General features: G+C 61.2%; 11 protein-coding genes. 4 read left to right on the top strand and 7 right to left on the bottom strand.

Annotated elements, in window-relative coordinates; all coding sequences use genetic code 11:
• Together KXV01_RS16325 and KXV01_RS16320 are read left to right on the top strand one after the other, a co-directional pair.
• Positions 1-2,172 (top strand): glycosyltransferase, encoded by a 2,172-nt coding sequence (locus KXV01_RS16325; protein ID WP_263467937.1) that lies wholly within the window; start codon positions 1-3, stop codon positions 2,170-2,172.
• Between the two features lie 19 nt (positions 2,173-2,191).
• Positions 2,192-4,216, top strand: coding sequence for a glycosyltransferase family 2 protein (locus KXV01_RS16320; RefSeq protein WP_263467936.1), 2,025 nt, complete (start codon positions 2,192-2,194; stop codon positions 4,214-4,216).
• 46 nt (positions 4,217-4,262) lie between these two features.
• Here the strand turns inward: KXV01_RS16320 and galE are convergent, their stop codons facing one another.
• Positions 4,263-5,273, bottom strand: coding sequence for a UDP-glucose 4-epimerase GalE (gene galE, locus KXV01_RS16315; protein ID WP_263467935.1), 1,011 nt, complete (start codon positions 5,271-5,273; stop codon positions 4,263-4,265).
• A 181-nt stretch (positions 5,274-5,454) separates the two neighbouring features.
• On the opposite strand from galE, the gene KXV01_RS16310 reads away from it, so the two are divergent.
• Positions 5,455-7,053 (top strand): hypothetical protein, encoded by a 1,599-nt coding sequence (locus KXV01_RS16310; RefSeq protein WP_263467934.1) that lies wholly within the window; start codon positions 5,455-5,457, stop codon positions 7,051-7,053.
• 360 nt (positions 7,054-7,413) lie between these two features.
• On the opposite strand, the gene KXV01_RS16305 is transcribed toward KXV01_RS16310, so the two are convergent.
• The 6 genes from KXV01_RS16305 to KXV01_RS16280 form a co-directional block, all read right to left on the bottom strand.
• Positions 7,414-7,842 carry a GtrA family protein gene (locus tag KXV01_RS16305; protein ID WP_263467933.1) on the bottom strand — a complete coding sequence of 143 codons (429 nt, stop codon included), beginning with the start codon at positions 7,840-7,842 and terminating at the stop codon, positions 7,414-7,416.
• The gene (locus KXV01_RS16300; protein WP_263467932.1) at positions 7,839-8,570 is read right to left on the bottom strand and encodes an SDR family oxidoreductase; all 732 of its coding nucleotides are present in this window, start codon (positions 8,568-8,570) and stop codon (positions 7,839-7,841) included. The genes KXV01_RS16305 and KXV01_RS16300 overlap by 4 nt, the downstream gene beginning before the upstream one ends.
• Before the next feature lie 2 nt (positions 8,571-8,572).
• On the bottom strand, positions 8,573-9,886 hold the full coding sequence (locus KXV01_RS16295; RefSeq protein ID WP_263467931.1) for an FAD-binding oxidoreductase: 1,314 nt from the start codon (positions 9,884-9,886) through the stop codon (positions 8,573-8,575).
• Positions 9,883-11,274, bottom strand: a complete 1,392-nt coding sequence (locus KXV01_RS16290; protein WP_263467930.1) for a UbiA family prenyltransferase — start codon at positions 11,272-11,274, stop codon at positions 9,883-9,885. The genes KXV01_RS16295 and KXV01_RS16290 overlap by 4 nt, the downstream gene beginning before the upstream one ends.
• Positions 11,275-11,678: 404 nt before the next feature.
• Positions 11,679-12,617: an electron transfer flavoprotein subunit alpha/FixB family protein gene (locus KXV01_RS16285; RefSeq protein ID WP_263467929.1), complete on the bottom strand. Its 939-nt coding sequence runs from the start codon at positions 12,615-12,617 to the stop codon at positions 11,679-11,681.
• Positions 12,617-13,363, bottom strand: a complete 747-nt coding sequence (locus tag KXV01_RS16280) for an electron transfer flavoprotein subunit beta/FixA family protein (RefSeq protein ID WP_099486275.1) — start codon at positions 13,361-13,363, stop codon at positions 12,617-12,619. The genes KXV01_RS16285 and KXV01_RS16280 overlap by 1 nt, the downstream gene beginning before the upstream one ends.
• A 259-nt stretch (positions 13,364-13,622) precedes the next feature.
• Between KXV01_RS16280 and rfbB the strand changes: the two genes are divergently transcribed.
• A complete protein-coding gene (gene rfbB, locus KXV01_RS16275; RefSeq protein WP_263467928.1) occupies positions 13,623-14,678 on the top strand; it encodes a dTDP-glucose 4,6-dehydratase in 1,056 nt (351 codons plus the stop codon).

The raw sequence follows: 14,678 nt of genomic DNA, 5'->3' as shown, positions 1-14,678 counted from the left end.
ATGGGCTTGAGGGTTTTCGTTACCCGCGAACTTTTCCCCTTTACCGCCGGTGGCATTGGACGCGTGATCGCGAACATGCTGATGACCGCGCCGGAAGAAGATCGCGCGGAGATGGCAGTACTTTACGTCGGCGACAACGTCGAGGCGGACGCGTTCGCGGTCGCCCACCCGGGCGTGACCTTCCTCGCGTGGCCGCATTCGCGCTTTCAACAAGTAGACGAGCGTGGGGAGATTTTCCCGCCAATGTCGGCGTTCACCCACAGCATGCTGCATTGGGAATCGGTGCATGTGCTGCAGGGGCTGCTCGAGCTGGAACGCCTGAAAGGCCCGCTTGAGTATGTCGAGTTCGTGGACTGGGGGGCACCTGCGTTCGCCGCAACCCAGGAAAAGCTGCTTGGCAGCGCATTGACGACGGCCACGCTGGCGGTGCGCCTGCACACTACAGACAGCATCCTGGCCGATTTTGAGCCGCGCGTGCAGAGTGTGCACGGGTTGAATCTCTTTGACCTGGAGCGAAAGGCACTGGCCGATTGCGATATTATCGTCGGTCAGATCGCGCCGGTTGCCGAGGCGTTCCGCGTGTTCTACGGCTTCAGCGAGGAGGAGTGGACTCCACGCCTGCGCCTGCATGCTCCGCCGGTGTTGCTGGATACGATGCAGCCGGTCACGCAGACCACCTTGATCGATGATACAACGCCGCTGTTGTTCACTTCGAAACTGCAGGATATCAAGCGCCCGGATACTTTCATCCGTGGCTGCATCCAGTTCCTGCGGGACAGGCCGCGTTATCAGGGCAACATTGTTTTCCTGGCGCATTCTTTTGATGTGAGCTATCAGGAGTATGTCATCTCGCTGGTGCCGGAGGACCTGCGCAGCCGGGTGGTGTTTGCCCGGGGCGTAACCGGTGCGGCGCGCGAGAAGAGCATTTCTGGCGCGGTATGCGTATTCCCATCGCCGTGGGAGTCTTTCTGCCTTGCTGCGTACGAGGCATCGCTGTCAGGCGCAGCCTGCGTGCTCAACGCGCAGAATCCGGCTTTCGGGCCGGGCAGTCCGTGGCGGGATGGATACAACTGCAGCACGTTTGATGGGAGTGCCGAAGATCTGGCACGCGCGCTTTGCGGCCTGTTTGAAAGCACCGCCGGCCGACTGTCGCCGGTCGAGGTGCCGAAGGACCCGCTTCCTTGGAAGGGGCTTGATCCGGTGGCAATACCTGCTGCGATTCCCCTGGACAGGCAATTGACCGTAGTCGTCGTCAACCGCGATAGTGCGGGCCGCGTATTGAATACGCTGGATAGCATCCTCGCGTCCAATCTGACGCTTGACAAGCTGATCGTGATTGACGATGCCTCGCGGGACCCACGCGATATCGCTGCGCTGGACCAGCTGGGTAGCAATGATCCGCGTTTGTCCGTGCATCGGCTTGCGGTGCCCGTTGGTGACGCTGTAGCGCGCAACATGGGCCTTGCGCTGGTTGAGACGCCGTTTGCTGGATTCGTGCGTGGTGGTGACCAGTTGCTGCCGGGCTTCCTCAAGGTCGCGGTGAGCGCATTGGCGTCGCACCCGGATTTTGATGTGGTCGTGGGGCAGGTGGGCGTGACCGTGGATCCCGATGATGTAATCGCCGGCAATGTCGCCCCGGATGGATTCCGCATTTTCTATGGTGAAGGACGCCTCGCAGGACTCTACGAGAACCGCCTGGCACCGGAAAGCTACGTGATCCGGACCGAGGTTGCCAGGCGCTTCGCATTCGATCCCGTCATTCCTGCACTTGAAGTATGGGAAATGATGCTGCGCGCCTGCCAGTCGGGTGCGCGCTTCATGGTGACTTCCGCCGTGAACGTGCTTGCACGGCATCAGGGGCAACCAGATGAACGGCACTTGGAGCAGATCCAGATCGCGATGCGCCGGCGCCTGCAGCGCAAGCGCGTGCGTGTCGGCTCACTGGAGGTGCCTGCGTACTTCATCTTCGGTGCGCATGTATCGCCGAGCGGGTTCATGGGGGATGCCTCCAACGCGGAAATGGCCTATCGGCTGCAGGCACTGATGGAAAGCGAGTCCGTGCGCTACACCCTGGCACTTGCCAGGCTTCTGCAGAAGCGGGCGCCATGGGTACTGCGCTTGGGTAAATGGTCGGTGCAGCGACTGGCGCCGATCTATCGCCGATTGCGGTGAGCGTTCCGGGGCAGCATCGATGCATGTGATCGTCATCCAGCTGGCGTGTTGGCGTGTTGGCGGAGAGCGGGCTGCATTGGCGCGTGCCCGCCTGCGCGCGATGCCCGCTGCTTCGGTGCTGATCGTTGGTGAGGGAGCGCCGCCCGCCGACCTGCTCGAGGAGTGTGCAGAGAGACGCACGCTGTGTGTGAATTCGCCTTTGCATGCGATGCAGGGCCGACGGTTGCCTGATGTCCGCCGCAGTGGTGACGCGGAGCAGCTCGGTTGGTCATTGGCGGTGATGGCGGCGCTTCGGGCGCTGCAGCAGGATGTGCACCTGGACTGTGTGGAGATTCCATCGTGTGGTGCGCTGGCCTATGCACTTCTCCAGGAGCGAGCTCTGTCAGAGGTGTTTGACACTACGCGCGTGATGTTGCGGTTTGACGGCATCCAGGCCATCGAAGTCCTGAGGCAGGGACGCAATGTCGAGATGACTGCGCTGATGTTGATGGACATGGAGCGGATGTGCCTGGAGCAATGCGACCAGGTTCTGGTCGATAGTCAGGCGATCGCGGAATCCTTGCAGCGCTTCCTTCCAGGCAGCCAGAGGCCGCTTCACCTGCAGGCGACGCTGCTGGATTCAGCCGGACTCGTGTCGGAGCAGCATGCAGTGGGTTCAGCACTGGCTTGCGTCGCAACCGAAGCGCCTGCTCTCAGGCAGTGCCTGCGGGCGATTTCCGGTTACCTGCAGCAGAGCAATGATGGTCTGCTGCAGGTCTCGGTCGTCTGCCAGCCTGCGCTTCTATCCGAAGTGCTGCATGTGGTGCCTGCTGCCCTACGCCATCGTTTCCAGGAAGCGCCTGCAGATTGCCTGCGCGCTTCGCCCATGCGTGTGGTCATGCCTGATCGCTGGTCTGCAGGCTCGGCTCTGGCGCGGGAGCTGCTTGCTCATGGCCATAGCCTGATTGTGGATGTCGCCAACCCGGCGCTGGCTGCCGCACAGGGGTGGGAACAGGGGCGGACCCATCTTGGCTACACGGATGCCCGTGGGCTGTTCGAAGCGCTGCGGGCTTCGCAGCAGTGGGTGCCCACCCGTCACCTGCGGATGGGGCCTTCCCCGCCGCTGCCCAAGCTTGACGTTGGTACGCAGGGCCCAGCCAAGGTCTCCGTGGTCGTGCCCTGCTACAACATGGGCCGCTGGCTGCCGCAGACCTTGCGCAACATACAGCAGTTTTCATGGAACGATCTGGAGGTCATCGTTGTTGACGATGGATCGACGGATCCCGGCACGGTGCAGCTCATCGAAGAGCTGGAAGCAAGCCCCACCGCTGGCCTGCGCGTGGTCCGTCTTGAGTTCAACCAGGGATTGTCTGCTGCCAGGAATGCCGGCGTTGCCGCAGCGCAGGGTGAGTTCACCCTGTGCCTGGACGCGGATGATCTGGTGTCGCCAGAGTTTGTTTCGATTGCTGTACGAGCACTGCAGCGACAGCCTGCGCACGACTTCGTTGTTCCCCGCTGCGCCTATTTCTTCGGTGACGATTCTGCGCTTGATGTGAACGAGTTGCGGCTCGGTCAGGGCTTGCCAATGGTTGGTGCGGCATTTGATTCCGGTGCGCTGGGCAATCGTTTCTCAACGGCGACCAGCCTGGCGCGGACTTCGGTACTTCGTGCACTCGGCTATGACGAAAGCCTGCGTTCCTATGAAGACTGGCAGCTTTACCGTCGCGCGCTGCAGCAAGGCAGTCGTTTCGTTGTCACCAATGACGTACATTTTTTCTACCGGCAGCGCCCGGATTCAATGATTCACGATCCGGCCATGCGCGCTCGCCACAGCCTGCTTTATGCGGAGATGGTGGGCGGGGCGACGTTGGTTGGACAGGGGCCGGTGGTTTCACCGAACCTGCTGGGGGCGCTGGCCGCTCCCCCGCGAATCGATGGGAGCTCATCGGGGCTGTTGCTAGGTGGCGTTGTCGAAGCGCTCGACGAGATGCAGGCATTGCGCCGTAGTCGCATCGTCGGGCTGGGATACAGATTGGCGGCGCTGTTGCGGCGGCTACGTCGTTGAGATGCGTGGCAATACCATCGCATCTCAGTGGCTCACCCGGCAGAAGCTACTGCGATCTGCTCATCAGAATCTGTTGCCATCTCCAAGTATCCCGACACATCTTGGCCAGATCCAATTTCGCGCTCCAGCCCAGCCGGCATTCTGCAAGTGATGGATCAGCCCAGCATTCACCGATATCGCCTGGTCTCCGGCCAACGATCTCGTAGGGTACCGGTCGTCCCGATGCTTCGCTGAAAGCCCTGATGACATCGAGTACCGAGTGGGGTATTCCGGTTCCCAGATTCAATGCATTCAAACCGGAAAGATCATGTAGTGCCTCCAGTGTTCGAATATGTGCTGTGGCCAGATCGCATACGTGGATGTAGTCCCGGACGCCGGTTCCATCAGTCGTCGCATAATCCGCACCGTATACCGAAACATGCGAGCGAAGCCCGGCTGCAACCTGGGCGATATAGGGCATCAGATTGTTGGGAGTGCCACTGGGTTCTTCCCCCAGTAGCCCGGAGTCATGTGCGCCCACCGGATTGAAGTAACGGAGATTGATCGCCTGCAGCAACGGGTCGGCCAGTTTTGCATCGTTGATGATCTGCTCGACGAAGAGCTTCGTGCGACCGTACGGGCTTGTCGCTGAAGTGGGGGCGCTTTCATTTATAGGGCAATGGGAAGAATTTCCATAAACCGTTGCCGATGAGCTGAAGACGAGCTTGTGACACGCATTACGCTGCATGCATTGGAGCAGGTTGATCGTCCCAGCAACATTGACATCGTAGTAAGCCAGAGGCACAACTGCACTTTCTCCCACGGCCTTGAGAGCCGCGAAGTGCATGACCGCCTCGGGGCGCTGCTGGAGGAAGGCACGGTCAAGGATCGCGCGGTCCCTGATGTCGCCTGTGATGATGTTCACTGCGCGGCCGGTGAGCATGTTGAGTCGTTCGCCCACGTCCGGCCGGGCATTGCTGAAGTCATCGACGACGGTGACGTCGTGCCCCCCAAGCAGAAGCTCGGCACAAACGTGGCTCCCTAGGTAGCCTGCTCCACCGGTGACCAAAACGCGCATTTTCTGATCCTGTAATCGGCAAGCTTCATTGTTGCATACATGGCCTGCCAGGCTCACGCTGGTCTGATGACACGTTGACTAGCCCCCTGTTGCTGGCTCAAAATCCGCAGTTAGCTTGAATTTATCTACCTTAGGCGACCCCGTGAATAGAACCCTACGCTTGCAACGAGTCAGAGCGCTGATGGCGACGCCCACAGCGCCATTGCTCAGATTGGCCCTGCTGGGAGTCGGCCTGGTTCTGGTGCTCCTGCCTGGCGTGCTTCTGATGCGGGAGTTGCTGCACGTTGGCATGCAGGAAGACGCGATGATCGGACTGCGTCATCTGCGCAACATGCTCGAGGGCAGCGGATTCGTGTACAACCGCGGTGAATCGGCACTCGGCGCGACAAATCCGCTTTTCTGGATCTTCTCGTTCCTTGCCATCAAGCCATTCTACTTGGCAAGTCCGTCCCTCGACGTGCTGGTGGCGCACTACTATTTCTGCGGGTTTGCGCTGCTGGCAGCGGCTATCGCCTTTGCAATGGCCGTGCCCTCGCGGACTCGCACTGTGTCGGTTGCTTCCACGGCGCTGCTGAGCGTCCTGTTCTTCTGGCCCCTGCGCTTCCTGTATCTGGGGCTTGAAGGGCCGTTCATGCTCGTATGTGTTGGCGTTCTTGGCCTGCTGGCTGTCCGATCTCTGGGCGCGCGGGACGGTCTGCTCGCAACACTGGTTGGCTTCCTGTCATGGAACCGGCCGGAAATTGCACTCATTCTGATTCCTGCAGTCCTCTTCTATGCACTGCTGATGTCGGACAAGTCGAGCCGTATCCGAGTCTCCGTCGGCTATCTGGCAGGCGCAGTGGCATTCCCGTTGATGCTGAAGCTCGTATCCGGCGCTTACATCGTGGGCACAGTGCAGGCGAAGGCATACTTCGGCAATCCCAGTCCACCGTACAGTCTTGATTTCTTCGTACAGCGGATCACCTATCTGGACTCGTTCATCGGTCTTGGTGGTGGGGTGACGGTGCTTCTGCTGGTGGGCATTTTCGTTTCTGCAATCATCGGCATCCTCGATTTCCTGCAAGGTGATCGCAAGCAGATGCCGTGGGTTCGAGGCGTGTACCCCGCGTTCGTCGCAGGATATTCGTGTTTCGTCCTGTTCATTCCTTCTCTGTGGGAATGGTATGTAACTTTCTGGCTTTCCTTCGCGCTGGTCCAGTATGGCGTTCTCATCAGTCGGGGAATCAGTTGCTGCTTCTCAGCACTGCGTGGCAATGTAGGCACAGTCGTGCTGGGCGTCACAATTGTGCTGTTGTCTACGAGTTGGTTGATGGGGCACCGACTCGCAACCCAGCGCACGGAGATCGTCGGTTGGATTACCCAGGATGCGGGTTTTCGTGGTCACTTGTCCAAGGAACTGAACGAGCGTTGGCATGCTCGCTCGGTCTGGATGGAGGCTGCTGGCTGGCAGGGTTATTTCAACAATGCGCGCATCTTCGACGAAGTTGGGCTGGTGGATGGTGAAACACAGCCGCTGGCACAGAAGTACGGTTGCGCGTATTTCGTTTCTGCGCTCAAGGAGTTGCAGCCACAATTCGTCATCAAGAGGCAGTTCGAGATGGACCGGAACGTGATGCTGACGCCTCCGCGCAGTTGCCCGAACGCGCCTCTCTTCTCGAATGATGCGGATCGGCTCTGGTTTGATTCCAACTATGAGGCCGTGGAGCACTACGGAACGCCCGCTCCCGGTTACTTCGGAGAGTATTCATTCCTCGTCCTCTACCGTAGCCGCAACAAGTAGCGGATACCTGCCCCCGGTTGGCGTCCGACGGCAGCAGGGCAGCGGAGGCAGAGCGTCCGCTGCGCCTACAGAGACGACGATCTGCTCGATGGGCACACTAGTTGATCGCTGTACCTAGGTCGTCTGTCGGCGCAGGGATCGACGTCCTTGCCACTGCCTCCGCTGGGGCGTCCCTTCAAGCATGACGGGGCTAGTCGCGAGCGGTAGGGGGAAGGGCAGATGCATGATCAATGATCGCGCAGGACAACGGCAGGCTTGGCGCTCCAGCTATTCTCCGGTCCACTGTGCCTCGTGGGTGGGATATTCCTCCCGTGCGGCGTGCTGCATCGCCGGCAACGTGTCAGCCGGTGTCCGGCGCTCTCAGTCATGACGGGGGCCTGGCACCGCCGTCTTCTTGAAGACAAAGTGCGAATCAAGCCTGTACTTCAACGCGTAGCCGGTGCTCAGGCCAATGACTCCTCCGACATACCTCATGGCGTCTCCTTCAAACATGAAGTGGAAAGCAGCTTCGGTCCCCCAGAAAATCAGCGTCGTCGCCAGTCCCATAACTACATAGAGGGTGAATGTCTTTGCTTCTTGGTAGGCGTTTTCTGAGCTATGGCCGAAGATGAAGTGCTTGTCGAGGAAGTACTTGCACAACAGGCCTGTTGCAGTTCCAAGCACGACAGACGCCGGCACCGAATATGGTCCCTGATACAAAAGAATAGCCAAGGCCTGGGTGCCGATGTTGACCAGAATGGAGGCGGCCGCAAAGCTCGAGTAGGCAAAGATCAAACGTGAACTGCTCAAAGCTTGATCCTGCGGAAAATGAACTCTGGGATATTCTTGATGATCATCATTACCGCCCACCAGAAGCGAGGCAGGTAAGCGACGGATCTGCGCTTTCCAATTGCCTTGAGAATCCCGTTGGCCACCTGCTCTGGTGTCGCCCAGAGTGCTCCCTTCTTGAACGCGGCTGTCATTGGTGTATCGACGAATCCAGGCTTGATGACCAGTACATTGACGCCGCTCGCGTGCAGGCGCTGGCCAAGCCCGCTTAGATAGGTAGTAACGGCGGCTTTTGCACTGCCGTATAGGTAATTGCTGGCGCGACCGCGATCGCCCGCCACCGAGGAGATCACGGCCAGAGTAGCGCCATGCCGTAGACGCTGTGCAAGTGCAGCGGCAAGAGCGATCGTCGCGGTGGCATTCGTGGCGAACTCTTGTAGTGATAGGTCCACAGAGGCATCGCAGGCGGCCTGGTCCGGCAGAGTGCCGTGGGCGATTAGAACGGTATCGATGCCCCCCAACGCTGCCCATGCGTTGTCCAGCAGTCCACCGTGTGCGGCTACATCGTTCACGTCCAGAACCCCGGTCTCCACACGCTGGGCGCCGCGCACGCGTAAGTCGGCGGCAATGGCAGCAAGCTTCCCGGCGCTACGGCCGACCAGATAGAGCGCCGCGGCACGTCCGGAGTATTGGCGTGCTACCGCCTCGGCGATGGCCGATGTCGCGCCGATGATCAGGATCTTCTGCATGGTTACTCCATCACCCGACGCCAGAAGCCGGATGAGAATCGAGGGTCGATGAAATGGGAGAACTGCTCCCAGGCCGGATAGGCCTGGCGGAACAGCGCGCCGGACATGCGTGCGTCCTTGGCCGGATACACCGCGCCACCGGCGTCGCTGACGATGCGATCGAGGCGCTCCAGCATCGTAAGCAGGCCCGGGCCGTCATTGGGGAAATCGAGGGCCAGGGTTGTGCCTGGACGCGGGAAGGAAAGCATCCCCGGCGACGGGATGTCGCCAAACTCCTTGAGAACAGCCAAGAACGAGCCGCGACCGCTGCGGGCGATTTCAGCCAGCAAGGCTGCTGTCGCATCGCGAGCGTGCGCAGGCGGCAAAACGCACTGGTGCTGCAGGAAGCCTCGCGGTCCGTACATGCGGTTCCAGTGGTTGATGCCGTCCAATGGATAAAAATAGCTCTGGTAATGCGACACATGGCGTGCCCGATGCGCGGGCTGCCGCCAGTAGTACAGCGTGTTGAATGGACGCAGAGTAAGTCCGTTGACCAACGAGACCGGGGGGACCAACGGCATGCTGCGTCGTGGGGCTGAACTGGGCGTGGCCGCTTGAGCGTCACCTGGTGCGTGGTCGCCGCGAAGAAAATGGCCACGGCCGACGTTGCGCCCTTTGGCAAGGCAGTCGATCCAGGCCACCGTGTACTCATAGCCTGCTGCAGAATCCCGGGAAAGCTCGAAGAATTCATCAAGATTGCCGAATCGGATCGACTCGGTTTCGATCCATGGGCCGGGTACCCGGCGAAGCTGCAGTTCGGCCCAGGTAATGAATCCGGTCAGGCCCAATCCCCCTGCGGTGGCCGCGAATAGTCTACTACTGTCAGCTGCCGTGAGTTGCTGGCGCGAACCATCGCTGCGTAGCAGCTCCAAGCGCAGCACATGATGGCAGAAGGTCCCGGCGCGATGGTGGTTCTTGCCGTGCACGTCATTGCCAATGGCGCCGCCAACGGTGGCGTAGCGTGTGCCCGGTGTCACGGGCAGGAACCAGCCACGTGGCAGTGCAATATCCAGTATGGAGGCCAAGGTTACGCCGGATTCGCAGCGCACGATGCCGGTAGCGGGATCAAAATCGATGAATCGGTCCAGCCCGTGGCTGGTGAGCAGCGTGGCATCCGGGTTCAGGCAGCTGTCGCCATAACTGCGGCCATTGCCGTGAGGCAGCACCGAGCCCCCGTCGACAGGCAATGGCAGCGGAACGTCGCGGTCGAAAACCGGCACTATCCGCTGATTGACTCGCGGATAGCGCCCCCAGGATTGGCCGGCAGGTGCACTCATATTGCGATCAGGACAATGAGGAGGCACGAGCCGATCACGATTTGACTACTACGGTCTGTCGCAGCGAATACGATGGGATCGTCATGCATGTCGCCACGGTGAGAGACGATCCACATGCGGCTGATCCAGTACAACAGGATCGGACAAAGGAGCCATAGCAGCTTCGGGCTGGTGTATAGCTCAAGGCTTTCGGGGCTGTTGATGTACAGCGCGAATACCAACACGCCTATGTAACCCGCGGCGGCTCCCAATGATTGCACCAGCGGCAGGTCGGCCACGGAGTAGCCACGGCCGATGGCCACTTCCTTGCCACTGGCCAGCGCCGAAGCCAGTTCCGTATAGCGCTTGAGCATGGCCAGGCTGAGGAACACGAACATCGAGAAAGCCAACAGCCAGAACGAGAGTTCAGAGCTGATCGCCACCGCGCCGCCGATGATACGCACCGTGTACAGCGCCGCCAGCATTACGACGTCAATCATCACAATGCGCTTGAGCCTGAGGGAGTAGCTCAGTGTCATTACGTAATAGCACAGCAACACGCCGGCGAAGGCTGGGCTACAGGCTAGGGCGAGTGCGAATCCGGCCAGCGTGATCAGCGGGGCTGCCAGCAGCCCGTGCAGCAATGGGAGCGTCCCGGCGGCAAATGGCCTCCGGCGCTTGCGCGGATGCATACGATCGGGAGTTAAGTCCAGAAGGTCGTTGAGCAGGTAGACGCCTGACGCGCACAGGCCGAATGCCAAGAAGGCTACCCCGGCATCGACGACCGAGCCGATGTCGAAGAAGCGATGGGCGGTCAGCAAGGGCACCAGCACCAGCAGGTTCTTCAGCCACTGATAGACGCGAAGGGCCTTGATCCAGGTGAGCAGGCCGCCGTTCTGAGATGGCAGGTGGGCCAGGACTTCCGTCCGCCTGCTTGCCGCGCGGACCAGCCCATTGCCATTGTTGACAACAAGGGCTCCTCCGGCGTGTGCCCAGACCTTCAGGTCGACCTGGCCGTTACCCATATAGTCGAAGCCGCGTTCACCGAAGCGCTCCGCCAATGCCTGCCCTTTGTTGGTGCCGGACAGGTTGGTGAACCCATCGCTGGCCATGACCTCTTCGAACAGGTCCAGATGGTCGGCAATGGGTTGGACCAGCAGCCGGTCCGACGCCGTACACAGTACGCGCGGCCGTTGCGTGGTGGTGCGTAGAATTTCCAGGACCCGCTCGTCATAAGGCAAAATTGTTGCGGGCAATTGTACGCGCGAGGCCAGTTGTCGCTTCACATACGCCTTGCCTTTCAACAGCCAGAAGGGAATCAGGAAGACATACAGTGGATTGTGCGCCAACAGCGCCAACAAGGACTCGTAGAGGATGTCAGAACGCAGTAGGGTTCCATCAAGATCCACGCATAGCGGTCGATTGGAAGCCGTCACAGAGGAAAGCCCCGGTTCGTAGCCGCATTGTTTTGTCGCATTTTCATGCCTTTCATGGTTACCGGTGACGAGGCGAATGATAGATGATGGCAACCTCGGTAATCGCTATCGAGATTCAGGCGCGAGGCTCGCGGTACGCCGGCTGCCGCTCATGTGCTTTACGGGGGGCGTTCAGCCCAGTCGTCGGGCTCATCCGTTTGAACGATAGGCAGTTATCCGTGATCCTGCGCCAGGAGGAGCGGAGGGTCCGCCGGTCGGCTGTGCAGGAACGGAGTATCTGATCCAGACAGGTGCCCCGGCAACCCGGTTACGCACCGGGCTGCCATTGGGTGGTCTGGTCTCCCGGCAGTTAATAGCGTACTTGCCGGAAGTGAGGCTTACAGCGCCTTTTCCAGCTCCGGCAGGATCGTAAACAGATCCCCCACCAGGCCGATATCGGCAATCTCGAAGATCGGCGCATCGCCGTCCTTGTTGATCGCGACGATCGTGCCGGCGTCCTTGATGCCGGTCAGATGCTGGATCGCACCGCTGATGCCCACCGCCACATACAGCTCAGGGGCGATGATCTTGCCTGTCTGGCCCACCTGCAGGTCGCTGGGCACGTAGCCGGCATCGACCGCAGCGCGCGAGGCACCGACGGCGGCACCGAGCTTGTCGGCCAGCTGGAAGATCACCTTGAAGTTCTCTTCAGAACCGACGCCGCGGCCACCGGAGACCACGCGCTTGGCGCTCTGCAGGTCCGGGCGGTCGCTGGCACCTGCGGCGAGGCCGACGAAGCGGGTGTGGGTCGGCAGGACAGCATCGACGCTGGCTGCTTCGATGGCGGCGCTGCCGCCCTGGGCCGCTTCCGGCCACGAGGCGGCACGCACGGTGGCGACCACGATCTGGTCGGCCGGAACTTCCACGGTGATGATCGCGTTGCCGGCGTAGATCGGGCGCTTGAAGGTATGGTTGCCTTCAACGGTCATCAGGTCGGAGACCTGGTTGACGCCCAGTAGCGCGGCCACGCACGGCATCAGGTCCTTGCCGAAGGTGGTCGACGGGCCGAACACGTGGGTGTAGCCCTTGGCCAGCTGCGCGATCTGCGGCGCCAGCACCTGGGCGATGGCCTGCGCGTTGGCAGCGTTGGCCACGGTCAGGACCTTGGCGACGCCGGTGATCTTCGCGGCCTCGGCGGCAACGGCGGCCGGGTCGGCGGCCAGCACCAGCACGTCGATGCTGGCACCGCTGATGGCGGCAGCCGCGCTGACGGTCTTGGCGGTGGCGGCGTTGAGCTTGCCGTCGTGGTGTTCGGCGATGACGAGAATCTTGCTCATTACAGCAGCCCCTTCTGCTTGAGTGCGGCCACCAGTTCGGCCGCGTCCTTGACCATCACACCCTTGCTGCGCTTGGACGGTGCGGCGTATTGGGTGGTCTTGAAGGTATCGGCGGCTTCAACGCCGAGGTCGGCCAGCTGCAGGGTCTCCAGCGGCTTGGCCTTGGCCTTCATGATGTCCGGCAGCTTGATGAAGCGCGGCTCGTTCAGGCGCAGGTCGGTGGTGACCACGGCCGGCAGGTCCACTTCCAGCGTTTCCAGGCCGGCGTCGACTTCGCGGGTCACCGTGGCCTTGCCGTCGGCAATGTCCAGCTTGCTGGCGAAGGTCGCCTGCGGACGGCCCCACAGCGTGGCCAGCATCTGGCCGGTCTGGTTCGCGTCGTCGTCGATGGCCTGCTTGCCCAGGATCACCAGGTCCGGCTGTTCCTTCTCGATCAGCTTGAGCAGGGTGCGTGCGGCGGTCAGCGGCTGGATGGCCTGGTCGGTGATGACGTGGATGGCACGGTTTGCACCCATGGCCAGGCCGTTGCGCAGGTGCGCCTGGGCGTCGGCCGGAGCAATGGTGGCGACCACGACCTCGCTGGCGATGCCCTTGTCGCGCAGGCGCAGGGCTTCTTCCAGGGCGATTTCATCGAAGGGATTGGGGGACAGCTTGACGCCGTCGGTGACCACGCCGGAACCGTCCGGCTTGACCTGAATGCGGACGTTGTAGTCCACCACGCGCTTGTACGCGACGAGGATTTTCATCTGGTACGGGGTCCTTCAATAACGGAGAGAACGTCCGGTCCTGCAACAGCAACCGGTTCGGGGGTGGGATCCTGATTCTAGCTGGCTTGAGGGGACCATGCGAATGCGTATGGTTGTGTTGCAGTGCCGCAAGAACTTTCGGAGTGCTGTGATTCGTTCACAGCGTGAAGGCAGTCGTGAAAGTGGCCCCGATGTATCCTGTCGAGCTGAATCAGGTTGCTGCTGCGACCCACATGATTGATCAACAGGAGATCAGGTAGTGCCCACATGGCTTGTCACCGGCGGTGCCGGATTCATCGGCGGCAACTTCGTTCTCGAAGCGGTCGCCCGTGGCATCAAGGTCGTCAATCTCGATGCTCTGACCTATGCCGGCAACCTGAAGACGCTGTCCAGCCTGGACGGCAACCCGAACCACGTGTTCGTGCAGGGCGACATCGGCGACAGTGCCCTGGTGACCAGCCTGCTGGCCGAACACCAGCCGGACGCGGTGCTCAACTTCGCTGCTGAGAGCCACGTCGACCGTTCCATCGATGGCCCGGGGGCGTTCATCCAGACCAATGTGGTGGGCACCCTGGGCCTGCTGGAAGCCGTGCGTGATTACTGGAAGGCGCTGCCGGCCGAGCAGGGCGCGGCCTTCCGCTTCCTGCACGTGTCGACCGACGAGGTGTACGGCACCTTGGGCGAGACCGGCAGGTTCAGCGAAACCACGCCGTACGCCCCGAATTCCCCGTATTCGGCGTCGAAGGCCGCTTCGGACCACCTGGTGCGTGCGTTCCACCACACCTACGGGTTGCCGGTGCTGACCACCAACTGCTCCAACAACTACGGCCCGTATCACTTCCCCGAGAAGCTGATCCCGCTGGTGATTGCCAAGGCGCTGGCTGGCGAACCGCTGCCGGTGTACGGCGATGGCAAGCAGGTGCGCGACTGGCTGTTCGTGTCCGATCACTGCGAAGCGATCCGCACCGTGCTGGCCAAGGGCCAGGTCGGCGAGACCTACAACGTCGGCGGCAATTCGGAAAAGCAGAACATCGAAGTGGTGCAGGCCATCTGCGCACTGCTGGACCAGCGCCGCCCGCGTGCGGATGGCCAGCCGCGCAGCAGCCAGATCACCTATGTCACTGATCGCCCCGGCCACGACCGTCGCTATGCGATCGATGCGTCCAAGCTGAAGAACGATCTGGGCTGGGAACCGGCCTACACCTTCGAGCAGGGCATCGCCTTCACCGTCGACTGGTACCTGGACAACCAGGACTGGGTCAACGGCGTGCTGGACGGCAGCTACCGTCTGCAGCGCATCGGCACTGCGGCCTGA

Origin of the sequence: Stenotrophomonas sp. Ps181 (genome assembly GCF_025697425.1) — a bacterium.
Lineage (GTDB): Bacteria > Pseudomonadota > Gammaproteobacteria > Xanthomonadales > Xanthomonadaceae > Stenotrophomonas > Stenotrophomonas sepilia.
Note: the sequence above shows the minus strand (reverse complement) of the source record. Positions and strands in the feature narration are given on the sequence as shown.